Genomic DNA, 13,783 nt, shown 5'->3' with positions numbered 1-13,783 from the left:
GCCTGGTGCGCGTCTACATCCCGGCGACCCTGACCATGCTGCAGCAGCTCGTGGCTGACGGGATGCTGCATGCCCGCAGCGGCACGGCGTTCGCGGTGACGCCCGCGCTGCGCGAGTCGTACGCCGAGGGTGATGACGAAGAACTGGCCGAGGTGGCGCGACGGGAAGCGGCGCTGGCGTCGCTGCGGTTGCTCGCCGGCGACGGGCTCGGCGCACTGCCGCCGCGGCGCGCGGTGCTGGAGGCCGACGTCGGCGGTGCGACACACCGCCCCGATCTCGACGATGCGGTCGTGCGGCTCGCCGGTCCCATCGCATACGAGGACGTCATCGCCGCCTATGTCGACAACGCCGAGGCCGAAGCGGAGGTCCTGCCCGCCCTCGATGCCGTCGATGAGGCCGACCTCGGCGACGAGGACGCGGAGTTCGTCGTCGGCGATGCGCAGGACCACGACCTGGCCTGGTATGCACCGCAAGAACTGCCGTTCCTGCTCGACCTGCTCTGAGCTCGGATTTCTCCGCGAAAAGACGCAAAACTGCCCCTCCGTCGCGCGAAACAGGCAGTCTCGCGCCTGCTGGGCAGCTAGATACGGCAGCGTAAGTTACGGTACCGTAGCTTCATGGCCAAGAACTCCGTCAAGGTCTCGGCCAACGTCGCCGACACCGTGCGACCGACCGTCGCCCAGGGCAAGCACCCGGGCTTGGGCGCGCTGCGGAAAATCGCGACGCGCATCACCACGCCACTGCTGCCCGACGACTACCTCAAGCTTGCGAACCCGCTGTGGTCGGCACGCGAACTGCGCGGCCGGGTGCTCGACGTCCGGCGCGAGACCGAGGACTCGGCGACGCTGGTCATCAAGCCGGGGTGGGGATTCTCGTTCGATTATCAGCCCGGCCAGTACATCGGGATCGGTGTGCAGATCGACGGTCGCTGGCGGTGGCGGTCGTACTCTTTGACGTCCGCGCCGTCGCGAACCGCGCGCACCATCACGATCACGGTCAAAGCCATGCCCGAGGGGTTCCTGTCGACGCATCTCGTCGAGGGCCTGGCCCCGGGCACGGTCGTGCGGTTGGCCGCGCCGCAGGGCAACTTCGTGATGCCCGACCCCGCGCCGCCGAAGGTGCTGTTTCTCACGGGCGGCTCTGGCATCACGCCCGTGATGTCGATGCTGCGCACGTTGGCCCGGCGCGATCAGATCACCGACATCGTGCACTTGCATTCGGCGCCAACGGAATCCGATGTGCTCTTCGCCGATGAGCTCGATGCGTTGGCCCGCGACCATCACGGCTACCGGCTGCGGCTGCGCTCGACGCGCAGCCAAGGTCGGCTGGATTTGTCGCGGTTGGCCGACGAGGTGCCCGACTGGCACGAGCGCCAGACATGGGCGTGCGGGCCCGAGGGCATGCTCGACGCGGCCCTGCGGGCCTGGTCGGACGCCGGCCTCGTCGAACGGCTGCATCTGGAGCGCTTCGCGGTGTCCTTGAAGGGGCAAGCGCACGGGCAGGGCGGCACGGTCGAGTTCGCGCGCAGCGGCAAGACCGCCACCGTGGACGCCGCGACCCCGCTGATGGAGGCGGGCGAGAAGGCAGGTGTCCGGATGCCGTTCGGCTGCCGGATGGGCATCTGCCAGTCGTGCGTGGTGGGCTTGGTCGACGGATATGTCCGTGACCTGCGAACCGGTGTGGAGCACGAACCGGGGAGCCGCGTGCAGACCTGTGTCTCCGTGGCATCGGGCGATTGCGTACTCGATGTGTGAGGTTTACTGGCTAGTAACTTACGGCTTCGTAGGTTACGCTAGCGTAGGCACGCGAGAGGAGGCTTGACGATGGCAATCACCGACGTTCCCGAGTTCGCGCATCTGACCGATGCGGACATCGAGAGTCTTGCCGTGGAGTTGGATGCGATCCGGCAGGACATCGAAGACTCCCGCGGTGAGCGCGATGCGCGCTATATCCGCCGCACCATCGCGGCCCAGCGCGCGCTGGAGGTGGCAGGTCGGGTGATGCTGGCGGCGAGCGCGCGGCGCTCCGCCTGGTGGGCGGGCACCGTCACGCTGGGTGTGGCCAAGATCGTCGAGAACATGGAGATCGGCCACAACGTCATGCACGGCCAGTGGGATTGGATGAACGATCCCGAGATCCACTCCTCGACGTGGGAGTGGGACATGAGCGGCGCCGCCAAGCACTGGCGCTTCACGCACAACTTCATGCATCACAAGTACACGAACATCCTGGGCATGGATGACGACGTGGGTTACGGCCTGCTGCGTGTGACCCGCGACCAGAAGTGGAAGCCGCACAACGTATTCAACGTCTTCTTCAACGCCATGCTCGCGACGCTGTTCGAGTGGGGTGTCGGGCTGCAGCACCTCGAGATCGGCAAGATCTTCAAGGGTCGCGACGACCGCAGGGCGACCTTGGTGCGGATGCGGGAGTTCGGCGCCAAGGCGGGCCAGCAGGTGGTCAAGGACTACGTGGCCTGGCCCGCGCTGACCTCGCTCTCGCCGGGCGCGACGTACAAGTCCACCCTGAAGGCCAACGCGGTGGCCAACATCATCCGCAACATCTGGTCGAACGCGGTGATCTTCTGCGGCCATTTCCCCGACGGCGCAGAGAAATTCACCAAGACCGACATGGTCGGCGAGACCAGAGGCGAGTGGTACCTGCGCCAGATGCTGGGCAGCGCGAACTTCGAGAACGGTCCCGTGTTGCGGTTCATGAGCGGCAACCTGTGCCACCAGATCGAACACCACCTCTATCCGGACCTGCCCAGCAACCGCCTCTACGAGATCTCGCTTCGGGTGCGCCAGTTGTGCGAGAAGTACGACCTGCCGTACACGACGGGTTCGTTCGTGGTGCAGTACGGCAAGACGTGGCGGACCATCGCCAAACTGTCGTTGCCGGACAGGTACCTGCGCGACACCGCCGACGATGCGCCGGAGACCCGAAGCGAGCGCATGTTCGCCGAACTCGAACCGGCTCAGCGCCGTGGGCTCAAGTCGGCGATCGCGGCAGCGCGGGCACGCCGCCGCGAGAAGCGGATGGTGCGCGAGGGTGCGCGTCTGTAGACGACACGCCGTCGAATCCCGGACCTTTGCGCACGCTCGCGGCCTACGAGCGTGACGGTGGTGCCATCGTCGTTGGGGTCCGCACCGAAAGGCGATCCCAGCCCAGGCGTCCCGGATCGCGGCGCCGGAACGTCAAATCACCGAAAGTATCGGTGACTAACTGGGTTTGACCCTTCTCGATCTACCGAAACGACATCCAAGTCCGAGGTCGAGGCGCTCCACCCGCCAATCGCGTTGGCGGACAGATCGGCCCGACGCCTCCGCGAGCGTGCGCAAAGTGCTGAATTTCCGCGGCGGGTCGTGCGCAAACACGCACGCTCACGGCACGAGGGCGGACAGCAGCCGCCTGGCCGCCGCGACACGGCCCACCGCTGAGCCGGTCAGCGTGTCCAGCGCGCACTCCGGATCGGCTGGTGGGCCCATGTGTCCGCAGCCGCGGGGACAGTCCGTGATGGCCTCCGCCAAATCCGAAAAGGCCAGCAGCACATCGTCGGGCTTGATGTGGGCCAACCCGAACGACCGGATGCCGGGGGTGTCGATGACCCAGCCGCCGAAATCGAGCGGCAGTGCCACCGACTGCGTCGATGTGTGCCTGCCCTTGCCAATGTCGGTCACCTCACCGGTGGCCCGCTCGGCCTGCGGCACAAGACGATTCACCAGTGTGGACTTGCCGACCCCGGAGTGGCCGAGCAGTACGGTGACGTGTCCGGCCAACAACGGGGCGACCACGTCGAGCGGGTCGTCACGGCCCGCGGTGGTGATGGTCAGATCCAGATCCGCGAACTGCGTCGCGAACGGTTCGGGCGCCGCGAGATCTGTCTTCGTCAGACACAGGATCGGTTGCAGGCCACCGGCGTAGGCGGCGATCAGCGCGCGCTCGACCAGACCGGCGCGCGGCGGCGGGTCGGCCAGCGCGACGACGATCAACAGCTGATCGGCGTTGGCGACGACGACGCGCTCGGTGGGATCGGTGTCATCGGCCGTGCGGCGCAACACCGTTCGCCTGTCACCGCGCCGCACGATACGGGCCAGCGTGTCCGGCTTGCCGGACAGGTCCCCGACGATGCAGACGTCGTCGCCGACGACGATCGGAGTGCGGCCCAGTTCCCGGGCCCGCATCGCGGTGACGCGGCGGCCCGGATCGCCGCCGAGCGCGCAACCCCACCGTCCCCGGTCGACGGTCACCACCATCGCTTCCTGTGCGTCGGCGTGGTCCGGCCGAATCTTGGTCCGCGGCCGCGAGCCTCGGCCGGGTCGCACCCGGACATCGGACTCGTCGTACTCGCGCGGACTCAAGCCGGGTCGACCTCCGTCGCCTGACCCGCCATCATGTCGGCCCACAACTGCGCGAAACCGGGCAGCGTCTTGGCGGTGGTTTCGATGTCCTCCACCGCTACGTCGGGCACCCGAAGCCCGACGATCGCGCCCGCCGTGGCCATCCGATGGTCGGCATACGACCGCCACAGCCCCCCGTGCAGCGGCCGCGCGGTGATCACCAGGCCGTCGGCGGTCTCCTCGCAGCGGCCGCCGAGGCCGTTGATTTCGGCCGCCAGTGCGGCGAGGCGATCGGTTTCGTGTCCGCGCAGATGCGCGACACCCGACAGCTTGGACACCGAATCGGGGGCGGCCAGTGCAGCGAGCGCCGCGACCGCGGGCGTGAGTTCTCCGATCTCGTGCAGATCCACGTCGATGCCGCCGTAGACCGCGGAGCCGTGCACTTCAAGATATGTGTCCCCATGGCGCACAACAGCTCCCAGCTTCTCGAGGATCGAGATGATGGTGTCTGCCGGTTGTGTGCTGACCCGCGGCCAGCCGGCCAACCGCACGGCGCCTCCGCTGACCACCGCGGCCGCGAGAAACGGCACCGCGTTGGACAGGTCGGGCTCGATGCTCCAGTGCCGCGCGGCGACCGGCCCGGGCGACACCCGCCACCTGTTGGGCTCGCTGTCGTCGACGTCGACACCGGCGTCGCGCAGCATCGCCACCGTCATCGCCACGTGCGGTGCAGACGGCACCGACTGGCCGGTGTGCACAACGGTCAGCCCCTCGGTGAAGCCCGCGCCGGACAGCAGCAGCCCAGAGACGAACTGCGACGACGCCGACGCGTCGATCTCCACCGTCCCGCCGGCGACCGTGCCGGCGCCGCGCACGGCGAACGGCAGCCCATCGCCGTCGATGTCGACGCCGAGGGCGCGCAGGGCGTCGAGAAGGGGCGTGATCGGGCGGGCGCGGGCCTGTTCGTCGCCGTCGAACGTGACCGTGGCGGTGCCGAGGGCCGCGACGGGCGGGACGAATCGCAGCACCGTACCCGCCAGTCCGCAGTCGATGCGCGCTCCGTCCAGCGGCGCGATCCGCCCGCTGACGCCGAGCTCGTCGCCGTCTCCGTCGACCGTCACCCCGAGCGCCTGCAGCGCACCGATCATCAGGTCGGTGTCGCGGCTGCGCAGCGCGCCGCCGATCGTCGAATCGCCGTTCGCGGTGGCGAGCGCCGCCAGCACCAGCGCCCGGTTGGTCTGCGATTTGGAGCCGGGCACGGTGACGGTCGCATGCACCGGACTCGACGTCGACGGCGCGGGCCAGGCCTCGCGTTCTTGATGTCGATGCACGCTCACCGCTCCATCTTCCCTTGTCGGCTGCGCGTGCCACCATGGGATTCATGTGTGGACGTTTTGCGGTGACCACCGACCCGGCGCTGCTGGCCGAGAAAATCAAGGCGATCGACGAGACGGTGACGGCCACCTCCGACGGTAAGGACGCCGCGGGGCCCAATTACAACGTCGCGCCGACCACCACGATCAGCAGCGTGGTCAGGCGCCACAGTGAACCCGATGACGAGGCCACTCGGCGGGTGCGGTCGATGCGGTGGGGGCTGGTGCCCCCGTGGGCCAAGGCCAGCGCGGACGGCGGCCCGGAGACCAAGGGGCCGCTGCTGATCAACGCCCGCTCCGACAAGCTGACCACCTCGCCGGTGTTTCGTGCCTCGGCGAAGAGCAAACGCTGCCTGGTGCCGATGGACGGCTGGTACGAGTGGGAGGGGCGGAAGGGCGCGAAGACCCCGTTCTACCTTTACGGCGGCGACGGTGAGCCCCTGTTCGCGGCGGGGCTGTGGTCGACGTGGCGGTCCAAGACCGCGCCGAAAGACGCCAAGCCGTTGCTCAGTTGCACGATCATCACCACCGACGCGGTCGGCCCGCTGGCCGAGATCCACGACCGGATGCCGCTGACGATCAGCGAACGTGACTGGGACCGCTGGCTGGACCCCGATGCGCCGATCGACGAAGGTCTGCTGCGCGGGCACGGCGACCTCGACCGCATTCAAATCCGGGAGGTGTCCCGCCTGGTGAACAGCGTCCGCAACAACGGCCCGGAACTGATCGAGCCCGTCGAACCGCAGGCCGAACAAGGCACCCTGCTTTGACGCGGCCGGACGCGTCCGGCACCGACCCTTGACAGAGGATTTCTCGGTTCGACTAGAGTAATCCTCGTGCCTTCGAGGATCCGTCCCGATGCGCGGAGCCGGCTGCTGGACGCCGCGCGGCGCCGGTTCGCGTTCGACGGCGCGCTGTCGGCCACCCTGGACGAGGTACGTCGCGAGGCCGACGTGAGCGTCGGCGCGCTGTATCACCACTTTCCGGACAAACTTTCGCTCGCCACCGCCGTCTTCGCCCAACTGCTCGGCGAATACCAGGTCGGCTTCGTCGCCATGCTGCGCGAACACGAAACCGCCGAGGCAGGCATCCGCGGCGGGGTCGCCTATCACCTGCGGTGGGTATCGGCTCATCGTGGCGAGGCCACCCTGCTGCTCGGCCCCCGGCTCGACAGCGCACAACTGCGCGAACACAACGACGCGTTTTTCGCCGCCGTCCGCGACTGGTGGCGCCCCCATCACGCCTACGGGGTGCTGCAGCCGATGCACATCGGGGTGACGGCGGCGCTGTGGCTCGGCCCGGCCCAGGAGTACAGCAGGTACTGGATCGCCAGGGCGGCCAAACGGATACCTCCGGCCACGATCGAGATCTTCGCCGACGCCGCCTGGGCCACGTTGCGCGCCAACACCATCGAGGAGGACACGACATGACCGACAAAGACTCGCTGTACCGGGCGATGGTCGCAGACGGCGACGACCCCGACGCGCCCGCCCGCGTGCGCGTCGAGCGCCGCGGGGACCGGGCCGTCGTCACGCTCGACGAGCCCAGGCGGCTCAACGTGCTGTCCGCCCCGCTGGTGCGCCAACTGCGGCGTGCACTGGCCGATCTGGACGCCGACCCCGACGTGCGCAGCGTCGTGATCACCGGCGCCGACCCGGGCTTCAGCGCCGGCGGGGACCTGCGCATGATGGAGGCCGCGATCGAGCAGCTCGGCGCGTCGGAGGGCGCTGCGGACATCTGGCGCTGGATTCGCCGCGAATTCGGCGGTATCGCACGGCTGATCGCCGGGTCGGACACGATATACGTGGCCGCGCTCAACGGCCCGGCGGCCGGCGTCGGGCTGGCCTGGGCGCTGACGTGCGACGTCGTGATCGCCAGCGAGCGTGCCGTTGTGGTGCCCGCATTCGGACGGTTGGGCCTGATCCCGGAGGTGGGCACCAGTTGGGCGCTGACCCGGCGTCTGGGTTATCAGGGCGCGCTGGCGTACTACCTGCGCGGCGAGCACATCGACGCGTACGAGGCGCAGCGCCTCGGCCTCGTGCAGGAAGTCGTCGAACACGACCGTCTGCTAGCGGTCGCCGACGAATGGTGCTCGCGGATCTCCGCGATGCCGCCGCATGCGGTCGCGATGACCAAGCCGCTGCTGCGTGCTGCCGCCGACGCCGAATGGGCCGGTGCGCTCACGTTGGAGGAGTTCGCCGAACCGACGTGCTTCACCACCGCCGCATTCGCCGACAGTGTGCGCTCGATGCTCTCCTGAATGCCCGGCGTCCGGTGCCGACTTCGGCCGAATCCGCCTGCTCACGCTTGAATGGCCATTAACATATTGCGCTACGACGGACGAGGGGGCCGGTATGGTCGGTGCGGTGAAGAAGGTCTTGAGCTTCGAGATGACCATCGCCGAGTGGATCGGCACCGCGCTCATTCTCGCCGCTCCGTACGTCGTCATCGGCATCGCGTGGACGGCCTTCAACCCGGGCCGGCTCGACGGCGGTGGGGTGGTCTGGCTGGTCCAGTTGATCGGTTCGATCGCGTTCTGGCCCGCGCTGGTCTTCTCGGCGGTGTGCGCGGCATGACCGACCGCTATCGCATTTCGGTCCGACGGCGCACCGCCCGATGGGACCCCGACGCTCAGGTCAGCGCTGCCGAGGCGATGGACTTCTGGGCGTTCGCCGGGGCCGCCGCCAATGTCGTCATGCAGCTGTCCTGGCCGGAGGTCGGACACGGCGTCGCGGAGAGCAAGGTCGATTCCGGGAACTTGCTCAAGCATCCCTGGAAGCGGGCCAGGACCACGTTGCAGTACCTCGCGGTGGCGGTGCTAGGGACTCCCGATGACCGCTGCGCGTTCCGGGAAGCCGTCGACGCCGCGCACCGGTACGTCAAGTCGACCGCGGAGAGCCCCGTCCGGTACAACGCCTTCGACCGCAACCTGCAGATGTGGGTGGCCGCTTGCCTTTTCGTCGGGCTGGAGGACACCTATCAGCTGCTGCGCGGGCAGATGACAGCCGAGCAGGCCGAGCAGTTCTATCGCTCTGCCTGGCCGCTGGGCACCACCCTGCAGGTGACCGAAGACCAGTGGCCGCCGACCCGCGCCGAGTTCGACGAGTATTGGCGAACCGGCTGCGAGCGGGTCTCGATCGACGACCGGGTGCGTGAACACCTGCTGCACATGTTGAACCTGCGCATGATCAACCCGCTATTGGGGCTGCCGTTTCGGCCGCTGTTGAAGTTCCTCACCGCCGGGTTCCTCGCGCCCGTCTTCCGCGACGCAATGGGGTTGCGGTGGAATCGGTTTCGGCAATTGCTGTTCGAATCGCTGTTCCTGCTGGTCGCTTTCGTCAATAGGTTCATGCCGGTGTTCCTCCGCCAGGGTGGCAGCTACGTGCTGCTCGCCGATGTGCGCCGCCGGGTTCGCGCACAGCGGGCGCTGGTATGACGACGTTGCGGCGCATGCTGAGTCGGCGTGTCAGCGTCGCGGCGATGATCGAGACCGCGATGTGGCTGGCGATCCCATACCTGCTGATCGGACTGGCGTGGGCGTTCTTCGACGCGGGGCAGGTGCAGTTGATCGACACCGCGCTGCGCACGCGGATACCGGCAGGGTCGGACATCGGCGCGTTCCTGGTGACCGCGGCGTTCTGGCCGGCCAACCTGTTCGGCATCGAGCTCTGCGTCCCCTGAGCTGTCGAGCGCGACGTGACGACGGGCCGAAGGCACGCCCACCTGATGAGATGCGCCGGCGGAGAGACCCTGTCGTCGCCGATGCGGTGGCGCGTCTCGTCGCCGGACTACGGACCGGTGTATCCCGGCGGGTTAGGGGTGTCGACCCACAAGTCGACGCCCAGTTCCGCGCCGGGCACGCAGTCGTACACCGACAGGTCCGTCACGCCGGATTCCAGCAGCACGTCCTCACACAGCAGCGACTGGCCGGTGTACTCGCGGGCGGGTTGGGTGAGGATCACGTACGCAGCGTCGGCGTAGACGTCGGGCTTGCGGGCGCGCCTCATCGCCTCGTCGCCGCCGAGCAGGTTCTGCACCGCGGCGGTGGCCACCATCGTGCGCGGCCACAGCGTGTTGGAGGCAACGCCCGCATCGCGGAGTTCTTCAGCGATGGCCAACGCGCACAACGACATTCCGTACTTGGCCATCATGTATGCGGTGGGTTTCAGCCACTGCGGCTCCAAACGCACCGGCGGCGAGAGTGTCAGGATGTGCGGGTTCTCTCGGCCCACCATGTGCGGGATGCAGGCTTGGGAAACCGCGTACGTGCCGCGCACCTGGATCCCGTTCATCAGATCAAACCGCTTGAGCGGCACCTCGGTGATCGAGCCGAGGTTGATCGCCGAGGCGTTGTTGACGCAGATATCGATACCGCCGAACTGCTCGACGGTCTTCGCGACCGCCGCCGCTACCGAGTCGCCGTCGCGGATGTCGCCCACGATCGGCAGCGCCTGCCCGCCGGCGTCCTCAAGCTCCTTGGCTGCGGTGTAAACCGTGCCGGGCAACTTGGGATGTGGCTCGGCGGTCTTGGCGATCAACGCGATGTTGGCGCCGTCGGCCGCCGCGCGCTTGGCGATCGCCAGCCCGATGCCGCGGCTCGCGCCGGAGATGAACATGGTTTTGCCGGACAACGATGCGTGTGCCATGGCTCTCACCCTAGATGCCGCGAAACTGGATCCAGCAGGCTTCCACTCGGACTTTTTCCTGACGGAATACTGATTCGTGAGCAGGCACGCCACCGCTGAAGACTGGTGCGCTGGGTGGATGCCGGGGGGTTCGGGAACAACCCGGCCCGGGGCCGCTGTTATTGCCGGTGACTGCTGCCGCGGTTCCGCGGGCAGAAAACATGTCGGTCTCAACCTCTAGGATGAGTGAAGGGGGTCAGGTGCCAACGCTGGTGATGGATATTCCAGTGCGCCCGGTGGACCTACCGGGCTGGTTCGCTGGCACCGCGACAGAAGGGACGGTGTTCCCCGTGACCGACTCCGACGGGTCAACGCCTGATACGGCGGCGCAGACGTCTCCGCCGCCGGAGACCGACGCCGAATTGACGGCCCGCTTCGAACGTGACGCGATCCCGCTGCTCGACCAGCTGTACGGCGGTGCGCTGCGCATGACGCGCAACCCCGCCGACGCCGAGGACCTCCTGCAGGAAACCATGGTCAAGGCCTACGCCGGCTTCCGGTCGTTCCGCGAAGGCACCAATCTCAAGGCCTGGCTGTACCGGATCCTGACCAACACGTACATCAACAGCTACCGAAAGAAACAGCGCCAGCCCGCGGAGTATCCGACCGAGGAGATCACCGACTGGCAGCTCGCCGCCCATGCCGAGCACTCGTCGACCGGGCTGCGCTCGGCCGAGGTCGAGGCGCTCGAGTTGCTGCCCGACAGCGAGATCAAGGAAGCCTTGCAGGCTCTGCCGGAGGATTTCCGGATGGCGGTGTACTACGCCGACGTCGAGGGCTTTCCCTACAAGGAGATCGCCGAGATCATGGACACGCCGATAGGGACGGTGATGTCGCGGTTACACCGGGGCAGGCGCCAGCTCCGCGAACTGCTGGCCGGGGTGGCCAAGGACCGCGGGTTCCTTCGGGGACAGCAGCTGGACACGCCCGAGGAGGTCTCGTCATGAGCTCTGACGAGGAGCGCTGGCAGCCCCCGATCGGCCCCGTCGACCCGGAGCACCCCGATTGCGCCGCGGTCGTCGCGGAGGTATGGACGCTCCTGGACGGCGAGTGCACCCCCGAAACACGGGACAAGTTGCGGCATCACCTCGAAGCGTGCCCTGCCTGCCTACGTCACTACGGCGTCGAGGAGCGGGTCAAGAAGCTGATCGCGAGGAAGTGCAGCGGCGAAAAAGCGCCGGAAGGGCTGCGTGAGCGGCTGCGCATCGAGATCAGCCGCACCACCATCATTCGGCGCGGTTAGCGCACTCCCGCCGTTTGGTGCGCTCAGCGCACCCGCGTCGTTTGGTGCGCTCAGCGCACCGACTTCGAACCGGCGTTCGGCCGCTTGCCGTGGTTGGCCTTGGAGTGCTTGCGGTCGCGCTTCTTACGGCCACGCTTGGCCATGGTCTACCTCCGAAATGCTCTGGCGATTTACTCGACCCGCATCCGGCGGGCGCGTTCGAACCATTGTCTCATGACCCGGCGACACCGCTGACACGCCGGTGGTGTGGTTCGATGTAGGCCGAAACGCATACAGCAGCGGAAAGCAAATGGGGTGATGATGGCCGAGGACGTTCGCGCTGAGATCGTGGCCAGTGTGCTCGAGGTCGTGGTGAGCGAGGGCGATCAGATCGGTGAGGGGGACACCCTGGTGCTGCTGGAGTCGATGAAGATGGAAATCCCGGTGCTGGCCGAGGTGGCGGGCACCGTGAGCAAGGTGAGCGTGTCAGTTGGCGACGTCATCCAGGCCGGTGACCTCATCGCGGTGATCAGCTGATCGGCGCGTCCGCCTGACACTCCGTCGGAAGTAACCCGTCATGTCGACCCTCGGTGACCTGCTCGCCGAGCACACCATGCTGCCCGGCAATGCGGTCGATCATCTGCATGCGGTGGTGGGCGAATGGCAGCTGCTCGCCGACCTGTCCTTCGCCGACTACCTGATGTGGGTGCGCCGCGACGACGGCGCCCTGGTCTGCGTGGCGCAGGTGCGGCCGAACACCGCGCCGACGGTACTGCTGGCGGACGCCGTGAGCACGCTGGCCGACGTCGACGCGATGCCGCTCGTCACCACGGCGTTCACCTCCGGTGACATCGTAGTGGGAGACGATGCCGGCCAACAGGTTTCGTCGGGGCTCAACGTCGAGGCCGTGCCCGTTCGGTACAAGGACGAGGTCGTCGCGGTGCTGACCCATCGGGCCGCGCTGGCCACCCGCAAGGCCAGCCGGCTGGAGGCTGCGTACCTCGACTGCGCCGGCGACCTTCTGCACATGCTCGCGGAGGGCACCTTTCCCAACGTGGGGGACCTGGCGATGTCGCGGTCGAGCCCGCGTGTCGGTGACGGGTTCATCCGGCTCGACGAGGCGGGTGTGGTCACCTTCGCCAGCCCGAACGCGATCTCGGCCTACCACCGGATGGGGTTTGCCGCCGAACTCGGGGGTCACAACCTCGTCACCGTCACGCGTCCGCTGATCGGCGACCCGTTCGAGGCGCAGGAGTTGGCGAACCACGTGCGCGACTCGCTGGCCGGTGGGTCGAGCATGCGCATGGAGGTCGAAGCGGGGGGCGCGGCCGTGCTGCTGCGCACCTTGCCCCTGGTGGTGCACGGCAAGGCCGTCGGGGCCGCGGTGTTGATCCGCGACGTGACCGAGGTCAAGCGCCGCGACCGTGCCCTGCTGAGCAAGGACGCGACGATTCGTGAGATTCACCATCGCGTGAAGAACAACCTGCAGACCGTCGCCGCGCTGTTGCGCCTGCAGGCCCGGCGCACCAACAACGCCGAAGGCCGCGAGGCGTTGATGGAATCGGTGCGGCGAGTGTCGTCCATCGCGTTGGTGCACGATGCGCTCTCGATGTCGGTGGACGAGGAGGTCAACCTCGACGAGGTCGTCGACCGGATCCTGCCGATGATGAACGATGTTGCGGCGGTGGACAGCCCGATCCGCATCACCCGCGTCGGCGATATGGGTGTGCTCGACGCCGACCGGGCCACCGCGCTCGTCATGGTCATCACCGAGCTGGTGCAGAACGCCATCGAGCACGCGTTCGACCCGGGCACGCCGCAGGGCTGCGTCACGATCAAGGCCGAACGGTCGGCCCGGTGGCTCGACGTGGTCATCCACGACGACGGGCGCGGCCTGCCCGATGGGTTCAGCCTGGAGAAATCCGACCGCCTCGGTCTGCAAATCGTGCGCACGCTGGTGTCGGCGGAACTGGACGGGTCGCTGGGCATGCACGAGGTGGCCACCGGCGGCACCGACGTCATCCTGCGGGTGCCGCTGGGCCGGCACCGACGGGCCGCGCAGTAATCGACTCAACTGTTCGTGAATTGACCAATGGCGTCGCTAATCGGCCTTCAATGAATTCGCAGAAAAGATACGGCCCCGACAAATGTCGGGGCCGTAAT

17 protein-coding genes are annotated in these 13,783 nt (G+C 67.7%); 13 read left to right on the top strand and 4 right to left on the bottom strand.

Annotated elements, in window-relative coordinates; translation table 11 throughout:
- The first annotated feature begins 2 nt into the window (after nucleotides 1-2).
- The 3 genes from QGN32_RS05490 (at nucleotide 3) to QGN32_RS05480 (ending at nucleotide 3,065) form a co-directional block, all read left to right on the top strand.
- Complete coding sequence (locus tag QGN32_RS05490) at nucleotides 3-503, top strand: DUF6912 family protein (RefSeq protein WP_326548943.1); 501 nt, start codon at nucleotides 3-5, stop codon at nucleotides 501-503.
- A gap of 114 nt (nucleotides 504-617) precedes the next feature.
- Complete coding sequence (locus tag QGN32_RS05485) at nucleotides 618-1,754, top strand: ferredoxin reductase (RefSeq protein WP_326547630.1); 1,137 nt, start codon at nucleotides 618-620, stop codon at nucleotides 1,752-1,754.
- A 69-nt stretch (nucleotides 1,755-1,823) separates the two neighbouring features.
- Nucleotides 1,824-3,065: a fatty acid desaturase family protein gene (locus QGN32_RS05480; RefSeq protein WP_326547629.1), complete on the top strand. Its 1,242-nt coding sequence runs from the start codon at nucleotides 1,824-1,826 to the stop codon at nucleotides 3,063-3,065.
- Between the two features lie 318 nt (nucleotides 3,066-3,383).
- Here the strand turns inward: QGN32_RS05480 and rsgA are convergent, their stop codons facing one another.
- Both rsgA and aroA read right to left on the bottom strand, forming a co-directional pair.
- Nucleotides 3,384-4,361: a ribosome small subunit-dependent GTPase A gene (gene rsgA, locus QGN32_RS05475; RefSeq protein WP_326547628.1), complete on the bottom strand. Its 978-nt coding sequence runs from the start codon at nucleotides 4,359-4,361 to the stop codon at nucleotides 3,384-3,386.
- Nucleotides 4,358-5,671 (bottom strand): 3-phosphoshikimate 1-carboxyvinyltransferase, encoded by a 1,314-nt coding sequence (gene aroA, locus QGN32_RS05470; protein WP_326548942.1) that lies wholly within the window; start codon nucleotides 5,669-5,671, stop codon nucleotides 4,358-4,360. The genes rsgA and aroA overlap by 4 nt, the downstream gene beginning before the upstream one ends.
- Nucleotides 5,672-5,721: 50 nt before the next feature.
- Between aroA and QGN32_RS05465 the strand changes: the two genes are divergently transcribed.
- The 6 genes from QGN32_RS05465 to QGN32_RS05440 all read left to right on the top strand — a co-directional run bounded on the left by QGN32_RS05465 (nucleotide 5,722) and on the right by QGN32_RS05440 (nucleotide 9,394).
- Nucleotides 5,722-6,483 (top strand): SOS response-associated peptidase, encoded by a 762-nt coding sequence (locus QGN32_RS05465; RefSeq protein ID WP_326547627.1) that lies wholly within the window; start codon nucleotides 5,722-5,724, stop codon nucleotides 6,481-6,483.
- A 66-nt stretch (nucleotides 6,484-6,549) separates the two neighbouring features.
- Nucleotides 6,550-7,143 carry a TetR/AcrR family transcriptional regulator gene (locus tag QGN32_RS05460; protein ID WP_326547626.1) on the top strand — a complete coding sequence of 198 codons (594 nt, stop codon included), beginning with the start codon at nucleotides 6,550-6,552 and terminating at the stop codon, nucleotides 7,141-7,143.
- Complete coding sequence (locus QGN32_RS05455; RefSeq protein ID WP_326547625.1) at nucleotides 7,140-7,973, top strand: enoyl-CoA hydratase/isomerase family protein; 834 nt, start codon at nucleotides 7,140-7,142, stop codon at nucleotides 7,971-7,973. Before QGN32_RS05460 ends, QGN32_RS05455 begins: the two co-directional genes overlap by 4 nt.
- Before the next feature lie 106 nt (nucleotides 7,974-8,079).
- On the top strand, nucleotides 8,080-8,289 hold the full coding sequence (locus tag QGN32_RS05450) for a hypothetical protein (RefSeq protein ID WP_326547624.1): 210 nt from the start codon (nucleotides 8,080-8,082) through the stop codon (nucleotides 8,287-8,289).
- The gene (locus QGN32_RS05445) at nucleotides 8,286-9,149 is read left to right on the top strand and encodes an oxygenase MpaB family protein (protein WP_326547623.1); all 864 of its coding nucleotides are present in this window, start codon (nucleotides 8,286-8,288) and stop codon (nucleotides 9,147-9,149) included. The genes QGN32_RS05450 and QGN32_RS05445 overlap by 4 nt, the downstream gene beginning before the upstream one ends.
- A gap of 14 nt (nucleotides 9,150-9,163) precedes the next feature.
- The gene (locus QGN32_RS05440; RefSeq protein WP_326547622.1) at nucleotides 9,164-9,394 is read left to right on the top strand and encodes a hypothetical protein; all 231 of its coding nucleotides are present in this window, start codon (nucleotides 9,164-9,166) and stop codon (nucleotides 9,392-9,394) included.
- 107 nt (nucleotides 9,395-9,501) lie between these two features.
- Here QGN32_RS05440 and QGN32_RS05435 read toward each other — a convergent pair whose 3' ends face one another.
- A complete protein-coding gene (locus tag QGN32_RS05435; protein WP_326547621.1) occupies nucleotides 9,502-10,359 on the bottom strand; it encodes an SDR family oxidoreductase in 858 nt (285 codons plus the stop codon).
- Between the two features lie 329 nt (nucleotides 10,360-10,688).
- Between QGN32_RS05435 and QGN32_RS05430 the strand changes: the two genes are divergently transcribed.
- On the top strand, nucleotides 10,689-11,345 hold the full coding sequence (locus QGN32_RS05430; RefSeq protein WP_442791823.1) for a sigma-70 family RNA polymerase sigma factor: 657 nt from the start codon (nucleotides 10,689-10,691) through the stop codon (nucleotides 11,343-11,345).
- Nucleotides 11,342-11,641 (top strand): mycothiol system anti-sigma-R factor, encoded by a 300-nt coding sequence (rsrA, locus tag QGN32_RS05425; RefSeq protein WP_326547620.1) that lies wholly within the window; start codon nucleotides 11,342-11,344, stop codon nucleotides 11,639-11,641. Before QGN32_RS05430 ends, rsrA begins: the two co-directional genes overlap by 4 nt.
- Nucleotides 11,642-11,691: 50 nt before the next feature.
- Here rsrA and QGN32_RS24245 read toward each other — a convergent pair whose 3' ends face one another.
- On the bottom strand, nucleotides 11,692-11,784 hold the full coding sequence (locus QGN32_RS24245) for a 50S ribosomal protein bL37 (RefSeq protein ID WP_003882799.1): 93 nt from the start codon (nucleotides 11,782-11,784) through the stop codon (nucleotides 11,692-11,694).
- Between the two features lie 157 nt (nucleotides 11,785-11,941).
- On the opposite strand from QGN32_RS24245, the gene QGN32_RS05420 reads away from it, so the two are divergent.
- Complete coding sequence (locus tag QGN32_RS05420; protein ID WP_043414713.1) at nucleotides 11,942-12,157, top strand: biotin/lipoyl-binding carrier protein; 216 nt, start codon at nucleotides 11,942-11,944, stop codon at nucleotides 12,155-12,157.
- 40 nt (nucleotides 12,158-12,197) lie between these two features.
- The gene (locus QGN32_RS05415) at nucleotides 12,198-13,685 is read left to right on the top strand and encodes a sensor histidine kinase (RefSeq protein WP_326547619.1); all 1,488 of its coding nucleotides are present in this window, start codon (nucleotides 12,198-12,200) and stop codon (nucleotides 13,683-13,685) included.
- Nucleotides 13,686-13,783 lie beyond the last annotated feature (98 nt).

This window comes from Mycolicibacterium sp. ND9-15, assembly GCF_035918395.1.
Taxonomy (GTDB): Bacteria; Actinomycetota; Actinomycetes; order Mycobacteriales; family Mycobacteriaceae; genus Mycobacterium.
The sequence above is the reverse complement of the archived record's forward strand: the minus strand, read 5'-3'. Positions and strand labels throughout refer to the sequence as shown.